The sequence below is a fragment of the Tessaracoccus lapidicaptus genome, assembly GCF_001693815.1.
GTDB classification, from domain to species: domain Bacteria; phylum Actinomycetota; class Actinomycetes; order Propionibacteriales; family Propionibacteriaceae; genus Arachnia; species Arachnia lapidicapta.
Window position 1 is genome coordinate 163,786 of the sequence record NZ_MBQD01000023.1, and the last position, 21,828, is coordinate 185,613.

The following is a 21,828-nucleotide window of genomic DNA, read 5'->3' on the forward strand; positions in this document are numbered from 1 at the left end:
TGCGCACTCGCCCGGTCATTCGTCCCACCGGCGCGGAGGAATGCCGTCGCGGTGGACCATCTCGACCAGGGAGCCGACGGCGTGACCCGGGGCGATGCGCTGTAGCTGCTCCAGGCACGACGTGTGGGCCGCCCCGTGCCCGCTCAGCCACGAGGCCATCCCGAGCAGCGCCAGCACGTTGGCCTCCGACTCGGGGGGCGCCACGCGTCGGGCCGCCGCGAGGTTGATCCAGGCCACCTCGGACGTGGCCCGGGTGAGCTGGGTCAGCACCGCGGCCATCCGGTCCTCGTCCTCGACGAGCACCGCGAGCAGCAGCGCCCGCGCCGCGGGAAGCGCCTCTGCGGACGACACGAGGTCCGCCAGCAGCTCCATCGTCTCCTGGTCGCTCATCGAGGCCACCACGGCGCGAGAGCTGGTGACCAGCTCCTCGGGGGCGGGATCGGAGGTCTCGACCGGCGCGACCGCCCCGGCCCGGTCCGCCGAGATGCACACCCCTTCGTACACCGCCTGTGCGGCGACCGAACTGGTGTCGAACGTGAACTCCTGGGGTTCGAGGCCGTCCACCAGCGACCAGTACGTCCGACCGTCGGTGACGAGGAGGTCGACGGTCCGCGACTCCCCCACCACGCCGGCCATCTCCACCACCGACAGGCTGGCGAGATCGGGGTCCCCGAAGCCGATGAGCGCGAACCGGCACCCCGGCACCTGGCTGGAGGCGCTGACGATCTGGTCGGCGACCTGGTCGAAGTGCGTGACGAACCAGTCGAGGTCCAGGCGGGCGCAGAAGGCCACCATGGACCCCTCGAAGCCCAGGACGACGCACGAGTCGGTCGGATGGAAGCCCAGGAGGACGGCGGGCATGGCGAGAAGGTCGGCTCGGCTCGAGCCGCGGATCACTGGAGTGCTCATGGCCCCGTGGTGGGGCACTCGATCGGGCGTTATGCCACACGGATGCCGAGGATGTGGACAACTCGCGCGGCTAGGCTGGCGGGACTATGAACTCGCAGCAGTGGCCGCCCCCCGGCGGCGGGCAGGATTCGCCCTGGGCCCACCAGGACCCTGGGCATCGGGCGCCACAGTTCCACGACGCGCAGGGCCGCGATCCGCGGCGGCCGTTCGGCGAGGCTCCCCCACCCCCGCCCCCGCCCGAACAACTCCGCCCGCCCCGCCCCACCGGTCCGGTGGTGTGGGCGGTCGTCGGCATCATCGTCGTGATCGCCGCACTCGTCCTCGGCATGCAGTTCGTGGGCGGTGGATCACAGGAGCCTCAGCCGTCGGGCTCGGCGGCCCCCACCTCCGGAGCCTCGCCGTCGCGGACCGGTAACTACATCCCGTTCGAGGGCAACGGCGACGGCATCTTCGAGATCGTGCGCCACGAGTGGACCTCCGAGGGCCTGCTGATCCGCGTCCGGGTCGAGATCGAACGCGGCGAGTACCAGTTCGGGCTCTTCGCCTTCACCAACGAGACGCGCGAGGCCTTCGATGCGCTGAACCCCGCCCCCTTCACGGTCCGCGCCGGGACGCCGTACGAGGCCGACGTCGTCTTCCCCATGCCGCAGGCCGACTCCACGATCGTGCTGTCGACGCCGTCGGGAGCGGTGGCGCTCAACGCGCTGCCCGTCCCGGGTTAGTGGTGCAGGTGGATCACCTGGTCTGCCCGTGCGACCACCAGCGGGTCGTGGGTCGTCACCAGCGTCGCCAACCCCCGTTCCCGGGTGAGGTCGACGAGAAGGTCGAGCACTGAGGCGGCCGTCTCCTGGTCGAGTTGCGCGGTCGGCTCGTCCGCCAGGACCACGGTGGGAGCCGCGGCCAGCGCACGGGCGATGCCGACGCGCTGCTGCTGGCCCCCCGACAGTTGGGACGGCAGGTGGCGCGCGTGCCGGGAGAGACCCATCCGTTCGAGCAGTTCGGCGACCCGGGCGTCGCGACGCCGCGGCTCCTCACGGGCCAGGCGCAGCGGCACCTCGATGTTCTCCGCGGCGGTCAGCACCGGGATGAGACCGAAGTCCTGGAACACCATCCCGATCCGGGTCCGCCGGAGTTCCAACAGACGCTCGCGCGGCGCTTCGCTGAGGACCTCGTCGCCCAGCAGGACGCGGCCGGAATCTGGCCGGTCCAGGCCCCCGAGGATGTTGACGAGTGTCGTCTTGCCGGCCCCGGAGCGCCCAGTGACGACGGTGAGGGCGCCCGGCTCGACGGCGATGTCCAGCCCGGTCAGCACGTCGACCCGGCCGACTCCCGTCCCGAAGCTGCGGCGCAGCGACACACCCCGCAGCGACCCGCCGTCGGTCATGACCCCTCCTCCGCACCATGTCGCGGATCCCGGGTGGCCGGCCAGACCTCGACGTGCCCGTCTCCGTGGCGGAGGCGGACGCGGTCGCGCAGGCCGAGCTCCTCGACGTGCGCCTTGGGGAGCTGGATCCGGCCTGCGCGGTCGATGACCGTGTACTCCTCCCACGCCTCCGTACGTCCGGCGGCGTCGAATCTCCGGACGACCTCCGTGGACGTTCGGCCGTCGCGGATCTGGACGGTCCGCTCGACGTGATCGCTGACAGTCGGGTCGTGTGTGACGATCAGCACCGTCGTGCCGGTCAGCTGGGCGACGCCCCGCAGCGCCTCCAGGACCGCGGCGGAGTTCTCGTCGTCGAGTTCGCCGGTCGGCTCGTCGGCCAGGAGCACGTCGGGCGCGTTGGCGAGGGCCGTCGCGATCGCCACCCGCTGCTGTTGGCCGCCCGACAGCTCCGGCGGCAGCCGGCGGGACTGGTCCGCGAGGCCCAGCATGTCCAACAGATCGTGCGCACGCGCGGCCCGGTCGCGTCGGCCCGCGATCATCATGGGCAGCATCACGTTGTCCGCCGCGGACAGGTGTGGGACGAGGTTCTGGCTCGTCTGCTGCCAGATGAACCCCACGCTGTGCCTCCGGAACGAGATCCGCTGACGGGGACGCATCGCCGTCAGGTCATGGCCCGCGACGCGGGCACGGCCCCCCGTGGGCCGATCCAGTCCCGACAGGATGCCCAGCAGCGTCGACTTGCCGGATCCGGAGGCGCCGACCAGGGCCACCACCTCCCCCGGTTCGACCACCAGGTTGAGTCCCTGCAGCGCCTGGACCTCGGCGCCCTCGGTGGTGAAGATGCGCACCAGGTCCTCGCACCAGATGTCGGGCCCCGCGTGGTCCCGGCTCGGCGGGCGGGTGGACGTGGGGGTCATGGCGCCTCCCCTTCTCGGGCCGCCCGTCGGGCGGCGGTGGTGATGACGGCCGCGAGCGCGACCAGGACGAGACCCAGCACGGCCGCGAGCCATGCCGGGTCCAGGGCGAGCCGGGCGCGCCGGGCTCCGGTGATGAATCCGTAGTCGAGCCATCCCAGCAGGAGCGCCGCGGCGCCGATGCCGAGCCCGATGCCGCTCGCGACCGCGAGGAGGAGGCCCGGAGCCGTCTCCCAGACGACGCTGAGCCGGATGTCGCGGTCGGGCGCCCCCAGTGCGCGTAGCCGGGCGGTCGCGTCCCGTCTCGTCGCCGCACCGACCGCGTCGGCCGCGAGGATTGCGCCCGTCATGAGCACAAGTGTCGCCAGCCCGGTGGCCGTGGCCAGGCGCGCGAACGCGAGGGACGCGGGGACGTGTCGCCCGCGCAGCTGTTCCTCGGCCGTGCTCACCACCGCAGTGTCCAGCTGGACCCGCAGAGCGGACGCCACCTCGTCGGCCCGGGCGCCGTCCGCCACCGCCACCAGAGCGATGGTCGCCGTGGGCGCCTCGCCGCCTGCCGATGCCCACGCCTCCGAGGACACCAGGGCCCAGGCGTCCGGGGTGGCGATCCCGGGCAGCAGGTCGCGGTGCCCGAGCAGACGCACCTGTCCGACGGAGCCGAGCCTCCCGCCGGTCGCCCCCTCCGGTACCAGGCCGCCGACCACGGCCGCGACGCCGTCCGCGGAGCCGAACAGCGCCGGCGGGAGACCCGGGTCCACGGGACTCCCCCGGTAGGCGTCGAGTAGATGGTCGTCCGCCGCCCACACGCCGACGTGGATCGTCTGCTCCGGCAGCTGGAGGGGCACGGCGTCGGCGACCCGGGCCACCCGCGCGACGGATGCCACGCCGTCGACCGACTCGATGCGGGCGACGACGTCGTCGGTCATCCGGGGTCCCGCGATCCGCACCGGCGCCCCGTTGAGGCCCCAGGCGGCGTCGCGCGCCGTCGCGTCGAGGCTCGCCGACACCGTGCCGCCGACGACGGCCACGGAGACGCCCAGCAGCACCGCGATCAGCGGCAGGGCTCCGCCGGAGCCCCGCAGGGCGCGCAGGACTCCGAGCAGCCCGGGCAGCGACCGGCGGGTCCGCAGCGGACCGACGAGGAGACGCAGCACCCCCTGCCGCAGCCGCCACACGAGGATGCCGCCGGCCACCGTGAGCAGGGTGGGTGCCACGGCGGCCAGCGCGTCCGTTCCCGACAGGGAGCCGACGCCGGCGCCCCGTCCGGGGCCGGGGAGGGCCGCATCGACCACCGCGTACCCCGCGAGCCCGCCGACGAGCAGCAACGCGACCCCCTCCGTCAGCGCCCAGGCCCGCAGCTGTCCGGGGGAGGCGCCGCGGGCCCGCACCAGCGCGGTCACCGTGGCCCGCCTCGCCCGGACTCCGACCGCCGCCAGCCACACCAGCAGGATGCTCAGCCCCACGGGTCCGGCGGCCATCGCGAGGACGAGCGCCGTCAGGGTCCGCTGCTGCACCGACACGGCGTCGAGCACGTCGCCGAGCTCGGAGAACAGCCGGATCGAGAGCCGCCCGTCCGTCGTGAGGTCGTGCGTGCGCGCGAGCGTGGCAGTCAGCTGCCCCGCCAGCACCTCGGCGTCCAGCCCGGCGCTCTCTGTGTCCGCACTGATCCCGTACCAGAGGGTGTGGATGATCTGGGGTCGCTTCCCCGATACTCCGACGGCCAGGGCCCGCCGGTCCACGAACACGGCCGACACCAGCTCGGTGCCGAGGTTGGGATCGACCAGCTCCGCGTAGCGCACGCCCCGCGGGACCTGTTCCCACCTGCGGTCGTGCGGATCCGTCGGGCGGAACGTCCCCGCGAGGCGGATGCCGGGGAGGGGCTCGCTGCCCAGAACCCACCCGAGGCGCTCGGCGGCGTCGTGGAGCACGACGGCCTCCGTCACGGGATCCGCGGCGTCCGGTGGGCGGGGCCATGCCCCGGACACCAGGCGGGTGTGTTCCTCCAGCGTCGCGTCCACGAGGACCGCGAAGGTGAGGCGGTGGTACCCGGAGGACGCGGGAGGCGTCACGGAGAGGGGGAATCCCAGCTCGCCCAGGAGCTGCGGCGGCACGAGAACGTCGCGCAACGGCCGCGGCTGGGCCTGTCTGAGGTCCTCCGCCGCCTCGAGGTAGGCGGCGCCGGGGTCGGTCGTTGTCGCGGTCGCCGCCGGGGCGCCCCGCCAGCGCGCCATGAGATCGCCCTCCCGCGCGCTCAGGGTGGCGAACGCCCCGGACGTGGCTCGGCCCGCCAGGTCCGCGACGACCCTGGGTAGGGCGGCGATCAGCGCCACGGTCACCGCGACGGCGACCGCGACGGCGACGACGGGCGCCAGACCGGCGCGGAGCCGACTGACGATCCAGCTCAGCGGAGTCATCCGTGCCCCCGCCCCACCCGCGCCGCCTGGCGCGAGACCGTTCGCACGACCATCGCCAGCCCGAGGCCCACCCCGGCGGCGAAGAGAGCCAGCAGCACGCCGAAGGGCCCGGTGTCGAGGCTCAGCGGCACGGGCCACGCCGGGTCAGCGCCCACCGCGGTCCGCACGAGAGGTGGTACCCCGACCCGTCCGGCCGCGGTGCCGGCCAGCACGCCGAGCAGCGCCGCCACCACCAGCACGGCGCCGTGCTCCAGCGCCCGGCTGCGCCCCTGGGCGGCCCCCGCCAGTCCCAGTCTGACGAGGATCTCCACCTCGCCGCGCCGGGCGTCGGCCTGCGCCACGAGCGTGGCCAGGATGCCCGCGATCGCCAGGATCAGACCACCGGCCGCTCCGGCCCAGAAGGTGCGGCGGGCGAGCTCCGCGACGGGAGATCCCGGCGGCGCCACGACGACGGTCTCGACGCCGGGCAGGGCGGCGATGCGGCCCGCGTTGGCGGCGACGTCGTCGGTGCGGACCCACACCTCCCGAGGCCACGGCATCGGATCCAGCGTCGCGGCCAGCGCTCTCGCCACCGCCCGGGAGTCAGCCAGGACCGCGTGCGCGTCGGTGGTGCCGGGCACCGCCGACGTCACGGCGGCGACCACGGCGGGCATGCGCCGTTGGAACGCGTCGACGTCGAACGTGTCGCCGACCTCCAGGGCCGCGGCCTCCGCCGTGGCCGGCGTGACGGCCACCGGCACCGCCACGGCGCCGGCCGGGGTCACGGCGGCGGCCGGATCGCGGCCGGTGAACGCGATCTGGGGCCCCATGCGCACCGTGGACAGCGCCCACGGCTCGCCCACCACCTGCCAGCCGCCCGCTGCGGATGTGAGGAGGGGCGGCACATCGGGTCGGTTGGTGGCGACGGCGACGCCCGCCAGCCCGCCGTCGGAGACGGTCTCGGTGAGGCCGACCTCCACCGGGGTCTCGGCCATCAGCCGCCGGTACGGCCCGGCGAAGGTCTCCGGCACCGCGACGTCCGAGGTCCACGATGCTCCTGGCCGCAGCGGCATCCCATCGGCGCTCACCGCGACCGTCAGCCTGACGGTGGCCCCCGTCGGCCCGCCACTGACCCGCAGCAGCAGGCCGTCCACGACGTGCGTCCCGCTCTCCGGGAGCGTGACGGTGCCCTCAGCGGCGACGATCCGGCCGGGCCGCGCCTCGACGGTGTCTCCCCACACGAGATCGAGGCCCCCCACGGCCAGGTCCACCGCGGGGATCCGACGGGATATCCCCGTGCTGGTGTCGCGGATGAGGACCTCGACCCTGGCGTCGGCCCCCTCGCGCAGGCGTTCGAGCTCGTCGCGCGTCAGGTCCCGGGCCGTCGCGACGGGGTCGACCACGTAGGGCGCCTCGGCCTGCCGCCGGCCCAGTTCGGGCAGCTGCCTGGCGGCGGCCAGCTGCCACGGGTCGAGGTCGAGTCCCCCCGTCAGCCGGACCGTCAGTTCGCGGGCGCCGTCTGGGACGGGCAGCGGTCCGGGGGGCTCGTGATCGGCGAGCTCCGGGGGCAGGCTGAGTCCGGCCGGCAGCGCGGCCGCGGCGCCGAGGCGGTCCACCGGGCCGGCGACCAGCTTGACCGGTACGTCGCCCACCATCGCGGTCTCGTCGACCCACGCCGGGCTGGAGCCGGCGATCGTGGTGGACGTTCCCAGGTCCGGCAGCGCCGGCATGCCGCCGGCGGGAGGCCCGCCCAGGACCGCACGCAGGTCCGCGCCGCGCTCCAACGCCGCGATGTCCGCGCCGACCGCGCGGCTGGCCCCGCCGAACAGTCCGGTGATCGTGACCCCGCCCAGCGCCAGGATCGACAGGACCAGCGGGACGGTGGCGGTGGCGGCACCACGCAGCACGTGCGCCCCGGCGAGCCAGGACACGACTCCGCGCGACGGCACCACGGGTCCGGCCGGCGACACCCCGATCCGAGCCAGAGCGGCAGCGACGTCGCGCCGCCCCTGGGCGGCCGCCCCCGACCTCACCGCCATGCCCGCGTGCGCCGCCCCGACGCCCACCAGCGCCGCGAACGCCGTCGCCGCGCCCACCGCCGCACCCACCAGCACCTGCGGCGTCTGCGCCCAGGAGCCGGCCAGGACGCGCAGCGCGGCGACGCCGACGCCGGCCCCCGCGAGCCCACCGACCGTCACCACGAGCGCCGCCTCAACAGCGGCGACCCCCGTCCACTGAGCGACGGTAGCGCCGCGCGCCAGGAGCAGGCGGGTCTCCCTCGCGCGCGCCAGGGCGACGACGTGCGCCACCTGACCGACGGCCGCGGCCGCGACGGCCCACGCCAGGCCGATCGGCACGATCCCGAGGCGGCGCGCGTCGGCCCAGCCCGCGGCCGCCGATGCCACCCGATCGGCCAGTGCCCCGTGGACCGTGACCCCGCGGCCAGTGTCGTCGGCGACTTCCGCCAGCTCCTTGGCCCGGACGGCCCCGGAGCTGAGCGCCGCGAAGTCGTCCGCCTCGACGCGGTCGAGCGCCGGCTCCAGGAACCAGGCGAGCACCGGAGTGCCGGGGAGTTGGGTGATGACCGTCCGCGACACCAGGAGGGGGCCGATGAGCGCCCCCTCGGCGCCCCGCACGGCCAGCGGATCGGCCACCCAGCGCGACTCGGACGGATCGACCGGCCGCCACGTGGCGGTGACGGTCAGCAGCCGCCCCCCGACCTCGATCGTGTCACCGGGCCGGACGCCCAGGCGCTGGGCCGCGTCGGCCTGGAGCGCTGCCTCGTCGTCGGCGGAGGGTTCCCGTCCCGTCAGGGCAAGTCCTTCGGTTCCGGACCCGGCATGGCGCGCCACGACGCGCGCCTCACCGACCCGCACCGGCTCGGCGTCGATCGACGTGGTCACCACCACTCGCGCGGGCGCGAAACCGGCCTCGAGTGCCGAGCGTGCCCGGCGGTCCTGGGCGTCGATGTCGGACCCCGCCCGCGCCCGGACCGTGAGGGTCGCGGGCGAAGGACCAGCGAGAGCGTCCCGGGCCGCGGCTGAGGCGACCGCATCGGTCAGACCGGCGACGACGCCCAGCACGGCTGCGGCCATGACCACCAGGCCGATGAGCACAGCGGGGAGCGCGGGCCGCGCGCGGACGCGCGCGACGCCCCAGCCGGTCCACTGCATCCTCGCACCCTAGCCCCGCGGGGCCGGTCAGCTGCCAGGCGGTACCGTAGCCGGCTCCGGGGCGCCGATCTCGGCTGCCAGTCGTCGCTCCTCGACGGCATCGGGATGGTCCTTGGACAGCAACATGACGCCGTAGACCGCGATCGCGCCGGTCACGGCCATGCCGACCGCCGGGCCGACGCCCATGTCCATGCCCTCTCCGAGCACGATGAGGCCGAAGAGAACGGCGACGAACGGGTCGACCGTGGTCATGGTGCCGACGGTGATCTCGGCGGGCCCCGACGCGTAGCCCTGCTGGATCATCCAGACGCCGAGGCCGTAGCAGGCCAGCATCATGAGCACCGTGGCCAGCACCTCGAACCCGCCGAACGGCTGCCCGTGCTTGAGCACCAGGTCCATGGCCGCCTTCATGAACCCCGAGGCCAGGCCGTAGAAGGTCGCGCCGACCGAGGACCACATCATCGCCCGCGCCCACGGGGCGGCCTTGGTGGCGAGGTACGACAGGACCGCGCAGATGGCGCACACGACCAGGAAGGCGATGAACATCGGCGCGAACTCGACCTGCTTCTCCCCGGTCGCGAACAGCGACGAGAACACGGTGAACCCGACGACGCCGGCGACGGTGACCGCCACGGCGATCCACATCTTGTGGCTGAGCGCGTGCTTGTGGATGCGCGCGGCGAGCAGCACCGACCAGGGCACCGCCAGGATGCCGACGGGCTGCACCACCGCCACCGGTGCGAAGGACAGCGCGACGAGGTGGATGGCCGCCCCCATGAAGACGAACGTCAGCCCCAGCAGCCACTTCGGGATGGTGAACAGCTTCAGCAGCCCGGCGAAGGTGAGCTTGTTCGACGACGCCGTCGCCGAGGGGTGGAACGTCGACTTCACTCCGAGGCTCTGGAGGATGGCCCCGCTCGCGAAGAGGAACGAGGACACCACCTGCATTCCGATGGCCAGCACGATCACGCGGCTATCCGCCTTTCACTCAAATGACTCCGACGAGCCTACCTCTCGGTCGCGTCGATCCCGTCGGACTGTGGTCTCAGTCCGACGGGACTCAGGTGACGTCAGTAGACGACGACCTTGTCACCGACCCGCGCGGTGTCGAACAGCGCGGCGACGGCCGCCTTGTCGCGGACATTGACGCAGCCATGGGAGGCGCCGTTGTATCCGTTGCGGGCGAAGTCCGCCGAATAGTGGACCGCCTGCCCACCGCTGAAGAACAGCGCGTAGGGCATGGGCGTGTCGTACAGACTCGAGACGTGGTCGCGTGACTTCCAGTACACCGAGAAGACGCCGTTGCGGGTGGGGGTGAGCTCGGAGCCGAACCGCACGTCCATCGTCATCCGGATGCTGCCGTCGACCACCCAGGCCAACCGGCGTTGCGACTTCGAGATGCAGATCACGCGGCCGCTCAGGCAGCGGTCGTCCAGCGTCATCGATGACGGCTTCGGCGTCGCGACGATGTTGTTGAGTTCGTCGCTCGTCGGCTTGCGCGTCATGGCGTAGAGCCGGTCCTTCGTCCGCTGGTCGACCTCACCCGTCACCGGGATCTGCCGCTTGCCCTGGAATCCGCTGACCGCCTCGGCCGTCTTCGGGCCGTAGATGCCGTCGATCTTGGGCGCATACCAGCCGATCTGCTTGAGCCGGGCCTGAAGGTCCTTCACGGCGTCACCCGTGGCACCCTCGGCCAGGAGCGCCGGGCCGGGGCGCATGATGTTGTACATCTCGTCGCGGGTGGGTTCCCGCGTCATGGCCACGAGGCGGTCCAGCGTCGTCTGGTCCACCTGGCCGGTGACCGGAATGCCGCGCTTGGCCTGGAAGCCCTCGACGGCCAACCGGGTCGCATCGTCGTACGTGCCGGAGACGGGTCCCTCCATCCACTGGATCTGCTGGAGGCGGTGCTGCAGCGCGCGGACGTCGTCACCCTCGTCACCGAGCGCCATCAGCGCGGGCGGGGCCGACGGCGTCGGTGGGGCGGTCGCGGTGGGATCGGTGGTCGGGCTCGGCTCCACACTGGGAGTCGGCTCGGAACTGGGAGTGGGCTCGACACTGGGCTCGGGCTCCGGTGCCGGGCTCGGTTCAACGCTGGGCGGCGGTGCGTCGTCTGACCCGGGCTGCGGGGCCCGGGGGGACACGGTGGCGCTGGGCACAGCGGAGGGCGCGAGCCCGGCCGGAGCGCACGCGCCGGTGGCGAGGGCGACGGCGACGGCCAGGCTGGTGACGATCCTCCGCGCGGTGGGCAGAGCGGACATGGTGACCTCACAGTAGGGGAAGCGCTGACGTGTCAGCGGCAGCTTAGGCGGGAGGTGGGGTCGCGCCGGTCCTCAACACGCCCGTCTCCTCACTCCCACTACGCCCGGGGACCCGCCCCCGGTTGCACAGGGCCGTCAGCGAGTCGATCAGTGCACCGCGCAGCGGGGCCGCCCGCTCCGTAAACACCCGTTGGCGCGCCACGTAGTCGGCGCGGCCAGCGGCGGTTTCGACCGGGATCGGCTCATATCCCCACCCGGTGAGGTCATAGGCGGAGGCCTGCATATCCACCGCGCGGATGTCGCGCGCCAACCGGAACGTGGCGAACACCAGGTCTGAGGACACGGCGGGAGTGAGTTTGCCCGCCCACTTGTACAAGTCCATGTTGACGTGCAGGCAGCCGGGCTGGTCGAACTCCGCCTGCCGTTCGCGGGTCGGGTGGAGCAGGTTGAGCGGCTTGGCCGCGGGCGTGAAGAAGCGGAACGCGTCGATGTGGGTACAGCGGCATCCCACCTCCTCGACGATCCGGGCGATCTCGGCGGGCGGGTATCTCAGCGGCAGGTACGGGTGGCGGCTCTCGTCGGGGCGAAGCCGGTAGACCATCGCCCACTCGTGCATGCCGAAGCAGCCGAAGCGCGCGGGAGCCGCCTCCGTCGCCGTCAGGAGATCCAGCGCGGTTCGCACCGTCCCGCCGCGCTGAGCCAGGAAGGCGTCGCCGTCCAGGGTGACCGCGCCGGACGGGAGCACCCGGTAGCGCCCCGCCCGCGCGTACTCGGCCGCGTCGGCGAGCGCCACCCCCGCGCCCGGATGCCACTGGGCCAGCTGCGACGGCCGCAGCGTGTAGTAGTGGAACAGGAAGTCGTCGACGGGGTGCTTGACTCCCCTGTCCCTCCGCGCCACGACGTCGGCCAGCTCGGCCTCGACGGCGCTGGCATGCGCCTCGGCGCGGGCCTGCCAGTCGGCGCGTTCCAGGACGATCACGGCCGTCCCCGCAGGGCACGCCGGCGGACCCGCCACTCCGGCAGGAGGGCGTCCATCCACCGGGTGAAGCCGGCGCCGTGGCCGCGCTCGTGCAGGTGGACCAGCTCATGCACCAGGACGTACTCCAGAGCCCACGGCTCGAGCTCGGCGAGTGCGACGTTGAGCGTGACGACGGCGGTGCGGGTGTTGCACGTCCCCCACCGGCTGGTCATGCGCCGCCAGCGGACCGACGAGGGAGAGCGTCCGACCCGCGCGCACCACCGGTCGAGGAGCGGCTCGAGCGCCAGGGCGAGTTCGCGGCGGTAGAGCCCGTCGAGCGCCCGACGGCGGGCGGCGTCGTCCTTGCCCACCAGCCGGAGGACGCCGCCGTCGCGCCGGGCCGAGGCCTTGGACCCGCCGGCCACCGACACCTCGTGCCACCGGCCCCAGAGCCGTGCCCTGCCCCCGTCCGTGAGCGGTTCCTGCGCCGGGGCGGCCATCCGGACCGTGGTCTGCGAGCGGGCGATCCACGCGCGGTTGGCGATGACGAAGTCCTCGATCCGCTCCAGCGGCACCCCCAGCGGCACCGACACCGCCAGGCGGCCGTCCGGGGGCAGCACGCGGAGTCGGAGGTTCTTGATGGGCTTGTAGGACACCTCCATCAGTCTCCCGTCGAGGCGCAGGACGGCGGTGGAGACGGTGCGCGCGGACATGCCGGTCATGATAGGTCGCCGCCTCCGACAGAATCGACGCCCGGCCCGCGCCGCCCACTGTTCACATGAGCTTCATGGCGCAGGCCTGCCGGTGAGCCTGTCGCTGCCGTAACCTGCCCCCGATTGCGCGATCCCGCCCGCCACGTAGCAGACTGGACCCGTGCCCCCCGAGTTGATCGTGCTAGCGCTCGTCGTCGTCGTCGCCCTTGTCTTCGACTTCACCAATGGATTCCACGACACCGGCAATGCCATGGCCACCTCCATCGCGACGGGGGCGCTGCGCCCCAAGACGGCGGTCGCGCTGTCAGCCGTGCTCAACCTCGTCGGGGCATTCCTGTCCGTCGAGGTGGCGCTCACGGTGACCAACGCCGTGGTCAACATCCAGGACAAGACCGGGGCCCCCAGACCGGAGCTGATCGCCGACGGCGGCCTGTCCCTCCTCCTCATCATCCTGTCCGGACTCGTCGGGGCGATCGTCTGGAACCTGCTGACGTGGCTGTTCAGCCTCCCGTCCAGTTCGTCGCACGCGTTGTTCGGCGGCCTCGTCGGCGCCACCATGGCCGGCCTCGGCGTGGAGGGCGTCAAGTGGGTGGGCGACGGCACGAAGCTCGACGGTGTCATCGGCAAGGTCGTACTGCCCGCGCTGATGTCGCCGGTGATCGCCGTCGTCATCGCGGCGGTAGGCACGTCGCTGATCTTCCGCATCACCCGGGGCGTCGCCGAGAAGTACCGCGAATCCGGATTCCGCTGGGGCCAGATCGGGTCGGCATCGCTCGTGTCTCTCGCGCACGGCACCAACGACGCCCAGAAGACCATGGGGGTCATCACCCTGGCGCTCATCGCCACCGGGTCATGGACGGACCTCGAGTCAGTGCCGTTCTGGGTCAAGGTCGCCTGTGCCGTGGCCATCGCGCTGGGCACCTACCTGGGCGGGTGGCGCATCATCCGCACCCTCGGCAAGGGGTTGGTGGAGATCGCCTCCCCGCAGGGCATGGCGGCCGAGTCCTCCTCCGCCGCGGTGATCCTCGCCTCGAGTCACCTCGGCTTCGCGCTGTCCACCACCCACGTCGCCACCGGGTCGATCCTGGGCACCGGGCTGGGAAAGAAGGACGCAACCGTCAACTGGCGCATCGCGGGCCGGATGCTGTTGGCGTGGCTCATCACCCTGCCCGCAGCCGGCACGGTCGGCGCGATCGTGTGGTTCGTCGGCCACTCGGTCGGGGGCTTGGCCGGTGCCCTCGTCGTGACCGCGATCCTCGTCGCCTCGGCGGCCTGGATGTATCTGCGGTCGCTGCGCACCGCCGTTGACCATCGCAACGTCAACGACGACTGGGTCGAGCAGGTCACCGACCGCCCGGTCCCCCATCACGGCGTCCGCGAGGAGACGAAGGCATGAACAACCTCTGGCTGGCGCTGCAGGGCGCGTGGAACGTGCTGTGGGTCGGGCTGCTGCTCGGCGCGGGGCTCCCCGCCATCTTCGCCCTCGGCATCAGGGCGCTGTCCTACGGCGTCGGGGGCGACGCCGACGCGACCCTGCACGAGCCGCATCCCGCCGCGAAGGTGGTGGCGTTCTTCTGCTTCGGCGTGGTCGTGCTGGCCATCGCCGCGGGCATCGGCGTCATCGTGGCCCACGGTCTGGGCGCGAAGCTGGTCTTCGACGGCATCGTGCCGGCGTTCGTGCCCAAGTGAGTCACTGACTCGGGGGGATCTCCCCTGACCCGCGGATGATCATGGTCGTCGGCACCACGACCTCCGTGACGGCCGTCGTCACGCCGTCGAGCCGGTCGAACACGATCGTCGCGGCCTCCCGGCCGATGCGCCTGGGATCTTGGGCCACCACCGTGACCGGCGGGATCAGGTGCGCGGCGAGCGGGATGTCGTCGAAGCCGACCAGAGCCGTCGTGTGCTGGGCGCCCGCCTCGCGCAGCGCGCCGATGGCACCCACGGTGATGACGTTCTGGGCGGTGAACAGCGCGGTGGGCGGCGCCGGATCGGCGAGGAGCCGCGCCACGGCGGCCGCCGCCGCAGCCTCCCCGCGCAGGTCACCGAGCACCAGCCGGGGGTCCACCTCGATCCCCTGGTGGCGGCACTCGTCCACGAACCCTCTCAGACGTTCCCGCGCGGTGAAGATCCGTTCGTCGTCGCCCAGGAACGCGATGCGACGGTGCCCGTGACTCGCCAGGTGGGCCACCGCCTCCCGCGCGCCCCGGTAGTTGTCCGACATCACGGTGTCCCCGACCACCCCGGACGGGCGGCGATCGACGAACACGACGGGCGTGCCGTGTTCGATCTCCCGCTCGAGGTATCCGTGGTCGTGGCCGATGGTGGTGAGGATCAGGCCGTCGACCCGCCGCCGGAGGAACGCGGCCACGGCCTCGCGCTCCCGTTCGGGGTCGTCGTCGAGGCTGGAGGCGAAGACCGCGACGTGGCGGGCGTGCGCCACGTCCTCGACGGCGCGGTGGACGGCCGCCGAGAACGGGTTGGCGACGTTGCCGACCAGGAGGCCCAGGGTGTTGGTCCGGCCCCGGCGCCTGAGGAGTCCGGCGTGGAAGTCGGGCTGGTAACGCAGGGTCTCGACGGCGGCCTCGACGCGAGCGCGGGTCTCGGGGGCGACCCGCGGATCGTCGTTGATCACCCGCGACACCGTCGTCACCGCGACACCGGCCTCGGCGGCCACGTCCTTCATGGTGGGTCGCGGGGTTCCCGTCATCGGTGGCTCCGGAGCCTCGTCGCTCCCGTGATGGCGGAGAGCACTTCCTCGTAGCTGGCGGTGGCGGTGTCGAAGGAGCCGTTGTTGCGGCCGTGCCGCAGCACCTCGATCCGGTCGGCCACGGCCCGCACGTCGTTGAGGTTGTGGCTGATCAGGATGACGCCGAGGCCCATGTCGCGCAGGCTCTCCACGTAGCTCAGCACCTCCGCGGTCTGCCCGACCGAGAGGGAGGCGGTGGGCTCGTCGAGCACCACGAGGCGGGGCCGGCTCACGAGCGTCCTCGCGATCGCCACGCACTGACGCTGTCCCGCCGACAGCTGCACCAGGGGCGTTCGCAGGTCCGGGATCCGGGCGTTCAGCTGGGCGAGGTAGGACCGCGCCAGGTCATCCATGCGATCGACGTCGAGCAGCCCGGACGAGCTGAGCTCACGTCCCAGAAAGATGTTCGACGTGACGTCGAGGTTCTCGGCCAGCGCGAACTCCTGGAACACCGCGGCGATCCCCATCGCGAAGGCCGCCTGGGCCGAGGCGATAGTGACAGCCCTCCCGTCGAGATAGATCTGCCCGCCGTCGGGCTGGTAGATGCCCGAGATCATCCGCGCCACGGTCGACTTGCCTGCGGCGTTGTCGCCGACGAGGGCCACGACCTCCCCGGCGCGGACCTCCAGATCGACGTCGACCAGGGCCTGGACACCGCCGAAGTGCTTGCTCACCGACCTCAGCGTCAGCAACGGCGCATCTTCCATGTGAGTCATCCTTCCACCGTTACGCCCACACCCGCGTTGATGGCGTCGTGGATGGCCACGAGCGCCCCTCTGGAACAGCCCTCCGTGGGGAACGCGGGGTCCACGAGGAGTTCGTCCGGCGACGGGAGCAGGGGCCGCGCCCGCACGGACTCCCGCAGCGCCGCCACGAACGGCTCCCCCACCGCCGCGAGCTCGCCGCCCCACGTGATCCGCTCCGGCGCAACGACGGTGGCGAGATCGGCCACCGCCGCCCCGATGGCGCTCCCGGCGTCCGCGACCACCTGCCGGCAGCCGGGGTCCCCGTCCGCCGCGGCCTTGACGATCCCCCGCAGATCCATGGGTCCGTGGCTGAGCCGCACCAGTTCGGCCAGCGCCTCCCCCGCCACCACGGTGTTGAGGCAGCCACGGGCCCCGCAGCGGCAGATCTGGCCGGCCGAGGCGACCCGGACGTGCCCCAGCGCCCCGGCTGCGCCTCGGAAGCCCGCCAGGGGTGTCCCGGAGACGAGGTAGCTCGAGTCGGTGGTGTGCGACGCGTACACGTACAGGGCTGAGGATGCCCCGCGGAGGGAACCCAGGCGGGACTCAGCCAGCGCCCCCGCGTCCGCCTCTTTGACGACCAGGACCGGCCGCTGAATACGGGCGGACAGGAGCTGGTCGACGTCGAGCTCCTCCCATCCCGGCAGCTGGAAGGCCGCGCCCCGACCCTCCCGCCCGACGCTGGAGGGCAGCGCCAGGCCGACCCCGCCGATCTGGTCCATCGACGCGCCGACGTCGTCGGCCATGTCGGAGATCAGCAGGGCCGCCCGGTCGAGCGTGGTGTCGGAGCGGTGGTCCGGGGGCAGTGGGAGGCGCTTCACCGTCCGCACGTCAAGCGACGCGTCCGCGATGACGAGCTCGAGCGAGCGCCGGCCGATGTGCATCCCCACCGCGAGCGCCGATGAGGTCTTCAGGGCGACCAGTTGTGCGCGGCGCCCGGAGCGGGTGGTGGCGGTGGTCTCCACGACGTCCTGGTCGAGCAGCTGGCGCACGATGTTGGACACCGTGGCGGGCGACAGCCCCGTGACGCTGGCGAGTTCCACCTGCGTGATCCGGCCGTACGCCTTCACAGCTTCAATGATGCGGGAGCTGTTGGCCTCGCGCAGCGAGGGTTGCGAGCCCGGCGCTCCGACGACCCTGTTCACGCTTGAAGGCTAGCAGCTGGCTGAGCGTGAACCCAGGAGTTGCGTTCAGTTCCCAAACTAACGGCCGGCGCCGCTGGTGTTAGCGATGAACAGGTATTAACCCTAGTCAGAGCCTATGGCATCGATTCCATTTATCACGGTTTGATAACGCTTGTATTCAAGAGTTGACGCCAAGGCTGGGCGGCCCGTACGTTCAATCCATCGGGGGACGGCGACACTGACTAGTCGCTCAACACCCGCGGAGTCGAAGGAGACACGGGTAGGACATGGACAACAGTCACGTGTTGCTGGGGATGCTGAACATCACCAAGGAGTTCCCGGGCGTGCGCGCTCTCGACGGCGTCACGATGAACGTGCGCCGGGGTGACATCCACGCCATCTGCGGCGAGAACGGCGCCGGCAAGTCGACGCTGATGAAGGTGCTGTCGGGGGTATACCCGCACGGGACGTACGACGGGCAGATCGTCTTCGAGGGCAAGGAGATGCACTTCGGTGGCATCAAGGCCTCCGAGGAGCAGGGCATCGTCATCATCCATCAGGAGTTGGCGCTGATCCCTGAGCTGTCGGTCACGGAGAATCTGTTCCTCGGCTCCGAGGTCACCTCCGGGCTGCTCATCGACTGGCAGGCCGCTAGGCTCCGGGCGCTCGACCTGCTGGCCCGCGTCGGCCTCGACATCGACCCCGATGCGCCGATCAAGACCCTCGGCGTCGGGCAGCAGCAACTCATCGAGATCGCCAAGGCGCTGGCCAAGAACGTGAAGCTGCTGATCCTGGACGAGCCCACGTCGGCGCTGAACGAGGACGACTCGCGCAACCTGCTCGACCTCATGCGCGGCCTGAAGGCCAAGGGCATCACCCAGATCATGATCTCCCACAAGCTCAACGAGATCGCCGCCGTGTCCGACGCCGTCACCGTCATCCGGGACGGGCGCACGGTCGAGACCTACGACGTCGTGGCCGGCCACGTCGACGAGGACCGCATCATCCGGGCCATGGTCGGTCGCTCCATCGAGAACCGCTACCCCACCCGCACGCCCCACATCGGCGATGTCCTGTTCGAGGTGAACGGCTGGAACGTGGAACACCCGTCCATCCCCGGACGCCTCATCGTCAAGGACGCCGCCTTCACGGTGCGCTCGGGCGAGGTGGTCGGCTTCGCTGGCCTCATGGGCGCCGGCCGCACCGAGCTGGCCCGCTCGATCTTCGGCCGCTCCTACGGGCGGTGGCTGTCGGGCGAGATGCACCTCGACGGGCGCCGGATCGAGACCCACACCGTCGCGCAGGCCATCGACCAGGGCATCGCCTACGTCACCGAGGACCGCAAGATGCTGGGCCTCAACCTGATCGACGACATCAAGAGCACCATCGTGTCCGCCAACCTCAAGGACATCGTGTCGCGGTTCCTGCTCAGCCCACGCAAGGAGTCCGCCGTCGCGGAGAAGTACCGCAAGGAGCTCCGGATCAAGGCGCCGAGCGTAGACGTCGGCGTCTCCACCCTCTCCGGCGGGAACCAGCAGAAGGTGGTGCTCGCCAAGTGGATGTATCCCGAACCGCAGCTGCTCATCCTGGACGAGCCGACACGAGGGATCGACGTCGGCGCCAAGTACGAGATCTACAAGCTCATCCACGCGCTCGCCGACTCGGGCAAGGGGGTCGTGGTGATCTCCTCCGAACTGCCCGAGCTGCTCGGCATCTGCGACCGGATCTACACCATCTGCGAGGGCCGGATCACCGGCGAGCTGGCGGCAGCGGACGCCGACCAGGAGACCCTCATGCGACGAATGACCACCACCAGCACCACCTCAGCCGCAGCGCTGTCGGCCTGACCTGAAACGGACTAGACAATGAAGGCTTTGAAGCAAGTTCTCGGGGGAAACCTCCAGCAGTACACGATGGCCCTGGCGCTGGTGCTCCTCGCCGTCGTCTTCGACGTGGTGTCCGGGGGGCGGATGCTCACGTCATCCAACTTCCAGAACCTGATCTCCGGCAACGCCTACGTGCTCATTCTGGCGATCGGCATGGTGATGGTGATCGTCATCGGGCAGATCGACCTCTCGGTCGGCTCGGTCGCGGGCTTCGTCGGCATGACCACGGCCATCACGACCGCCACGTATGGCTTCCCCTGGTGGGCCGGCATCCTGGCGGGCCTCCTGGCCGGAGTGGTCATCGGAGCCTGGCACGGCTTCTGGCTGGCGAAGGTCGGCATCCCGGGCTTCATCACCACCCTGGCCGGCATGATGATCTTCCGCGGGCTCGTCATCTGGATGTCGCAGTCGATCTCCGTGCCCGTCCCGTCGGAATACAAGTTCTTCGGCGCCGGCTACCTGCCTGAGTGGGGCCCCTCCTTCACGGGCCTGAACAACTCGACTCTGCTGCTCGGCATCCTCGCCGCGGCCTGGTTCATCTGGAGCGAGCTCAAGCGGCGCGCCCATGCCCTGGAGCGCGGGGCCGAGGCTCCGATGTGGGCCACGATCGTCCGCATCGCGCTGATCGTCGCGGTCATCGGCTACGTCACCTGGCTGTTCGGCAGCGGCCGCCCCGGTACCTCGTTCCCGATCCCGGGCGTCATCCTGGTCATTCTCGTCATCATCTACCACGTCCTCACCCAGCGGACCCGGTTCGGTCGCCACATCTACGCCGTGGGTGGTAACAAGGCCGCCGCTGCGCTGTCGGGCGTCAACACCGCCAGGACCTACTTCCTGGTCATGCTCAACATGAGCTTCCTCGCGGCCATCGCCGGCATCCTGTTCGTGGGCCGTGCCACCGCTGCCGGCCCCTCGGACGGCACGATGTGGGAGCTGGACGCCATCGCGGCGGTCTTCATCGGCGGCGCCGCGGTCTCCGGCGGCATCGGCACCGTGATCGGATCCATGATCGGCGGTCTGGTGATGGCCGTCCTCAACAGCGGCCTGATGCTCATGGGCGTCGGCGCCGACCAGACCCAGGTCATCAAGGGCCTGGTTCTCCTGGCGGCCGTGGCCTTCGACGTCTACAACAAGCAGCAGGGCCGCCCCTCCCTGATCGGCACCCTGATGCGCCAGTTCCGCAGCGAACCCACCGCCGTCGCGCCGGTCACCGGGACCACCCCGGAGCCTGCGGCCGTGGATGGAGGCCCCGTGGTCGACGCCGCCGACACCCTCCCCGTCACACAGTCCAAGTAGTCCCTCCACACCATCGGGCGGCGTCCTGTGGGCGCCACCCCTCCCCCGGTGCGCCCTCGTGCGCACTCCACGGGCACCGATGCCCACCCCCGAACCGGATCGGCCGGTCGGGATCTTCCGAAAGGAACACCCATGAAAATGAAGGCAGCTGGCCTCCTCACCGGACTCCTCGTCTCCTCGCTGGCGCTCACCGCCTGCGGCGGCGGCCGCGAGGGCACCACCGAACCCACCACCTCGGGCGACACGTCCGCCTCGGCCGCCGCGGGCGGTTTCGCGGAGGACGCCACCATCGGCGTCGCACTGCCGTGGCTGGGCACGCAGAACTGGAAGGAGGCCGAGGTCATGTTCGCCGAGCAGCTCGAGGCCGCCGGGTTCACCCCCCTCATCCAGGCCGCCGACAACAAGGTGCCCCAGCAGCAGCAGCAGATCGAGGCCATGATCGAGCAGGGCGCCGAGGTCATCGTCGTCGGCCCCGTCGACGGCACTCAGCTCGGCTCCGTGCTGGAGAAGGCCCACGACGCGGGCATCGAGGTGCTGGGCTACGACCGGCTCATCGAGAACACCACCGCCATCGACGGCGTCGTCCAGTTCGGCTCGATCCGCACCGGCGAGCTCCAGGGACAGTCGCTGCTCGAGGGCCTCGAGGCCACCGGCCCCGGCCCCTACAACATCGAGCTCTTCGGCGGCGGCCCGGCCGACCCCAACGCCCCGAACTTCTTCACCGGCGCCATGAGCGTGCTGCAGCCGAAGATCGACGACGGCACCCTCGTCGTGGTGTCCGGCCAGACCGAGTTCACCCAGGTAGCCACCCCTGACTGGGACAACGCGAAGGCCCAGGCGCGCATGGACTCGCTCCTGTCGGGCAACTACTCCGACAAGAAGATCCACGGCGTGCTCTCGCCCAACGACGGCATCGCCCGCGCCATCCTGACGTCGGCCAAGCAGGCCGGCATGGAGCTGCCCGTCGTCACGGGCCTCGACGCGGAGAACGAGTCGATCATCTCGATCGCGGCCGGCGAGCAGTACTCCACGGTCGCCAAGCCCACCGATGCGCTCGTCGCCAAGACCGTCGAGCTGATCCAGGTGCTGCAGTCCGGTGAGGCGCTGCCGGAGACCGAGGACACGGCCAACAACGGCAAGGTGGACGTCAACATCTACCAGCTGGACCCGGTCGTGGTGACCAAGGACAACGCCGCCGAGGTGTTCGCCAACGATCCCGATCGCCTGGCTCTCCTCGAGGGCTGATCGCACCACACGACGAGGGGCGGGTCCGTGAGGGCCCGCCCCTCGTCGTGCCGCCCAAACCCGTGCAGGGGGCGCGGCCGCGG

At 71.7% G+C, this 21,828-nt stretch carries 18 protein-coding genes; 6 read left to right on the forward strand and 12 right to left on the reverse strand.

Features of this window, described 5'->3' with window-relative positions; all coding sequences use genetic code 11:
* Nucleotides 1-15: 15 nt before the first annotated feature.
* Nucleotides 16-909, reverse strand: a complete 894-nt coding sequence (locus BCR15_RS10525; protein WP_078920288.1) for a DUF4192 family protein — start codon at nt 907-909, stop codon at nt 16-18.
* Nucleotides 910-995: 86 nt separating this feature from the next.
* Here BCR15_RS10525 and BCR15_RS10530 point away from each other — a divergent pair, with 86 nt between their 5' ends.
* Nucleotides 996-1,631, forward strand: a complete 636-nt coding sequence (locus tag BCR15_RS10530) for a hypothetical protein (protein WP_078920287.1) — start codon at nt 996-998, stop codon at nt 1,629-1,631.
* On the opposite strand, the gene BCR15_RS10535 is transcribed toward BCR15_RS10530, so the two are convergent.
* The 8 genes from BCR15_RS10535 to BCR15_RS10575 form a co-directional block, all read right to left on the reverse strand.
* Complete coding sequence (locus BCR15_RS10535) at nt 1,628-2,293, reverse strand: ABC transporter ATP-binding protein (protein ID WP_068752148.1); 666 nt, start codon at nt 2,291-2,293, stop codon at nt 1,628-1,630. The genes BCR15_RS10530 and BCR15_RS10535 overlap by 4 nt on opposite strands.
* Nucleotides 2,290-3,210 (reverse strand): ABC transporter ATP-binding protein, encoded by a 921-nt coding sequence (locus BCR15_RS10540; protein ID WP_068752149.1) that lies wholly within the window; start codon nt 3,208-3,210, stop codon nt 2,290-2,292. Before BCR15_RS10540 ends, BCR15_RS10535 begins: the two co-directional genes overlap by 4 nt.
* Nucleotides 3,207-5,621 carry an ABC transporter permease gene (locus tag BCR15_RS10545; protein ID WP_068752150.1) on the reverse strand — a complete coding sequence of 805 codons (2,415 nt, stop codon included), beginning with the start codon at nt 5,619-5,621 and terminating at the stop codon, nt 3,207-3,209. The genes BCR15_RS10540 and BCR15_RS10545 overlap by 4 nt, the downstream gene beginning before the upstream one ends.
* The gene (locus tag BCR15_RS10550; protein ID WP_068752151.1) at nt 5,618-8,773 is read right to left on the reverse strand and encodes an ABC transporter permease; all 3,156 of its coding nucleotides are present in this window, start codon (nt 8,771-8,773) and stop codon (nt 5,618-5,620) included. Before BCR15_RS10550 ends, BCR15_RS10545 begins: the two co-directional genes overlap by 4 nt.
* A 27-nt stretch (nt 8,774-8,800) precedes the next feature.
* Nucleotides 8,801-9,736, reverse strand: coding sequence for a DMT family transporter (locus BCR15_RS10555; RefSeq protein WP_176715228.1), 936 nt, complete (start codon nt 9,734-9,736; stop codon nt 8,801-8,803).
* A 107-nt stretch (nt 9,737-9,843) separates the two neighbouring features.
* The gene (locus BCR15_RS10560; RefSeq protein WP_068752153.1) at nt 9,844-10,791 is read right to left on the reverse strand and encodes a L,D-transpeptidase family protein; all 948 of its coding nucleotides are present in this window, start codon (nt 10,789-10,791) and stop codon (nt 9,844-9,846) included.
* A 283-nt stretch (nt 10,792-11,074) separates the two neighbouring features.
* Nucleotides 11,075-12,010: a 3-methyladenine DNA glycosylase gene (locus BCR15_RS10570; RefSeq protein WP_197971761.1), complete on the reverse strand. Its 936-nt coding sequence runs from the start codon at nt 12,008-12,010 to the stop codon at nt 11,075-11,077.
* Nucleotides 12,007-12,702 (reverse strand): M48 family metallopeptidase, encoded by a 696-nt coding sequence (locus BCR15_RS10575; RefSeq protein WP_068752245.1) that lies wholly within the window; start codon nt 12,700-12,702, stop codon nt 12,007-12,009. The genes BCR15_RS10570 and BCR15_RS10575 overlap by 4 nt, the downstream gene beginning before the upstream one ends.
* Nucleotides 12,703-12,862: 160 nt before the next feature.
* Here BCR15_RS10575 and BCR15_RS10580 point away from each other — a divergent pair, with 160 nt between their 5' ends.
* Nucleotides 12,863-14,098, forward strand: a complete 1,236-nt coding sequence (locus BCR15_RS10580; protein WP_068752156.1) for an inorganic phosphate transporter — start codon at nt 12,863-12,865, stop codon at nt 14,096-14,098.
* Nucleotides 14,095-14,391, forward strand: coding sequence for a hypothetical protein (locus BCR15_RS10585; RefSeq protein ID WP_068752157.1), 297 nt, complete (start codon nt 14,095-14,097; stop codon nt 14,389-14,391). Before BCR15_RS10580 ends, BCR15_RS10585 begins: the two co-directional genes overlap by 4 nt.
* 1 nt (nt 14,392) lies before the next feature.
* Here BCR15_RS10585 and BCR15_RS10590 read toward each other — a convergent pair whose 3' ends face one another.
* The 3 genes from BCR15_RS10590 to BCR15_RS10600 are packed head-to-tail and all read right to left on the reverse strand — an operon-like array spanning nt 14,393 to nt 17,339.
* Complete coding sequence (locus BCR15_RS10590) at nt 14,393-15,412, reverse strand: LacI family DNA-binding transcriptional regulator (protein WP_068752158.1); 1,020 nt, start codon at nt 15,410-15,412, stop codon at nt 14,393-14,395.
* Nucleotides 15,409-16,158 (reverse strand): ATP-binding cassette domain-containing protein, encoded by a 750-nt coding sequence (locus BCR15_RS10595; protein ID WP_228383393.1) that lies wholly within the window; start codon nt 16,156-16,158, stop codon nt 15,409-15,411. The genes BCR15_RS10590 and BCR15_RS10595 overlap by 4 nt, the downstream gene beginning before the upstream one ends.
* Before the next feature lie 5 nt (nt 16,159-16,163).
* A complete protein-coding gene (locus BCR15_RS10600) occupies nt 16,164-17,339 on the reverse strand; it encodes an ROK family transcriptional regulator (RefSeq protein WP_068752160.1) in 1,176 nt (391 codons plus the stop codon).
* A 266-nt stretch (nt 17,340-17,605) separates the two neighbouring features.
* Here BCR15_RS10600 and mmsA point away from each other — a divergent pair, with 266 nt between their 5' ends.
* The 3 genes from mmsA to BCR15_RS10615 all read left to right on the forward strand — a co-directional run bounded on the left by mmsA (nt 17,606) and on the right by BCR15_RS10615 (nt 21,745).
* Nucleotides 17,606-19,165, forward strand: coding sequence for a multiple monosaccharide ABC transporter ATP-binding protein (mmsA, locus tag BCR15_RS10605; RefSeq protein ID WP_068752161.1), 1,560 nt, complete (start codon nt 17,606-17,608; stop codon nt 19,163-19,165).
* A 27-nt stretch (nt 19,166-19,192) separates the two neighbouring features.
* Nucleotides 19,193-20,500 (forward strand): sugar ABC transporter permease, encoded by a 1,308-nt coding sequence (locus BCR15_RS10610; protein WP_197971760.1) that lies wholly within the window; start codon nt 19,193-19,195, stop codon nt 20,498-20,500.
* Between the two features lie 138 nt (nt 20,501-20,638).
* Entirely contained in the window at nt 20,639-21,745 is a 1,107-nt protein-coding gene (locus BCR15_RS10615) for a substrate-binding domain-containing protein (protein WP_176715229.1), read from the forward strand.
* Nucleotides 21,746-21,828: the final 83 nt, after the last annotated feature.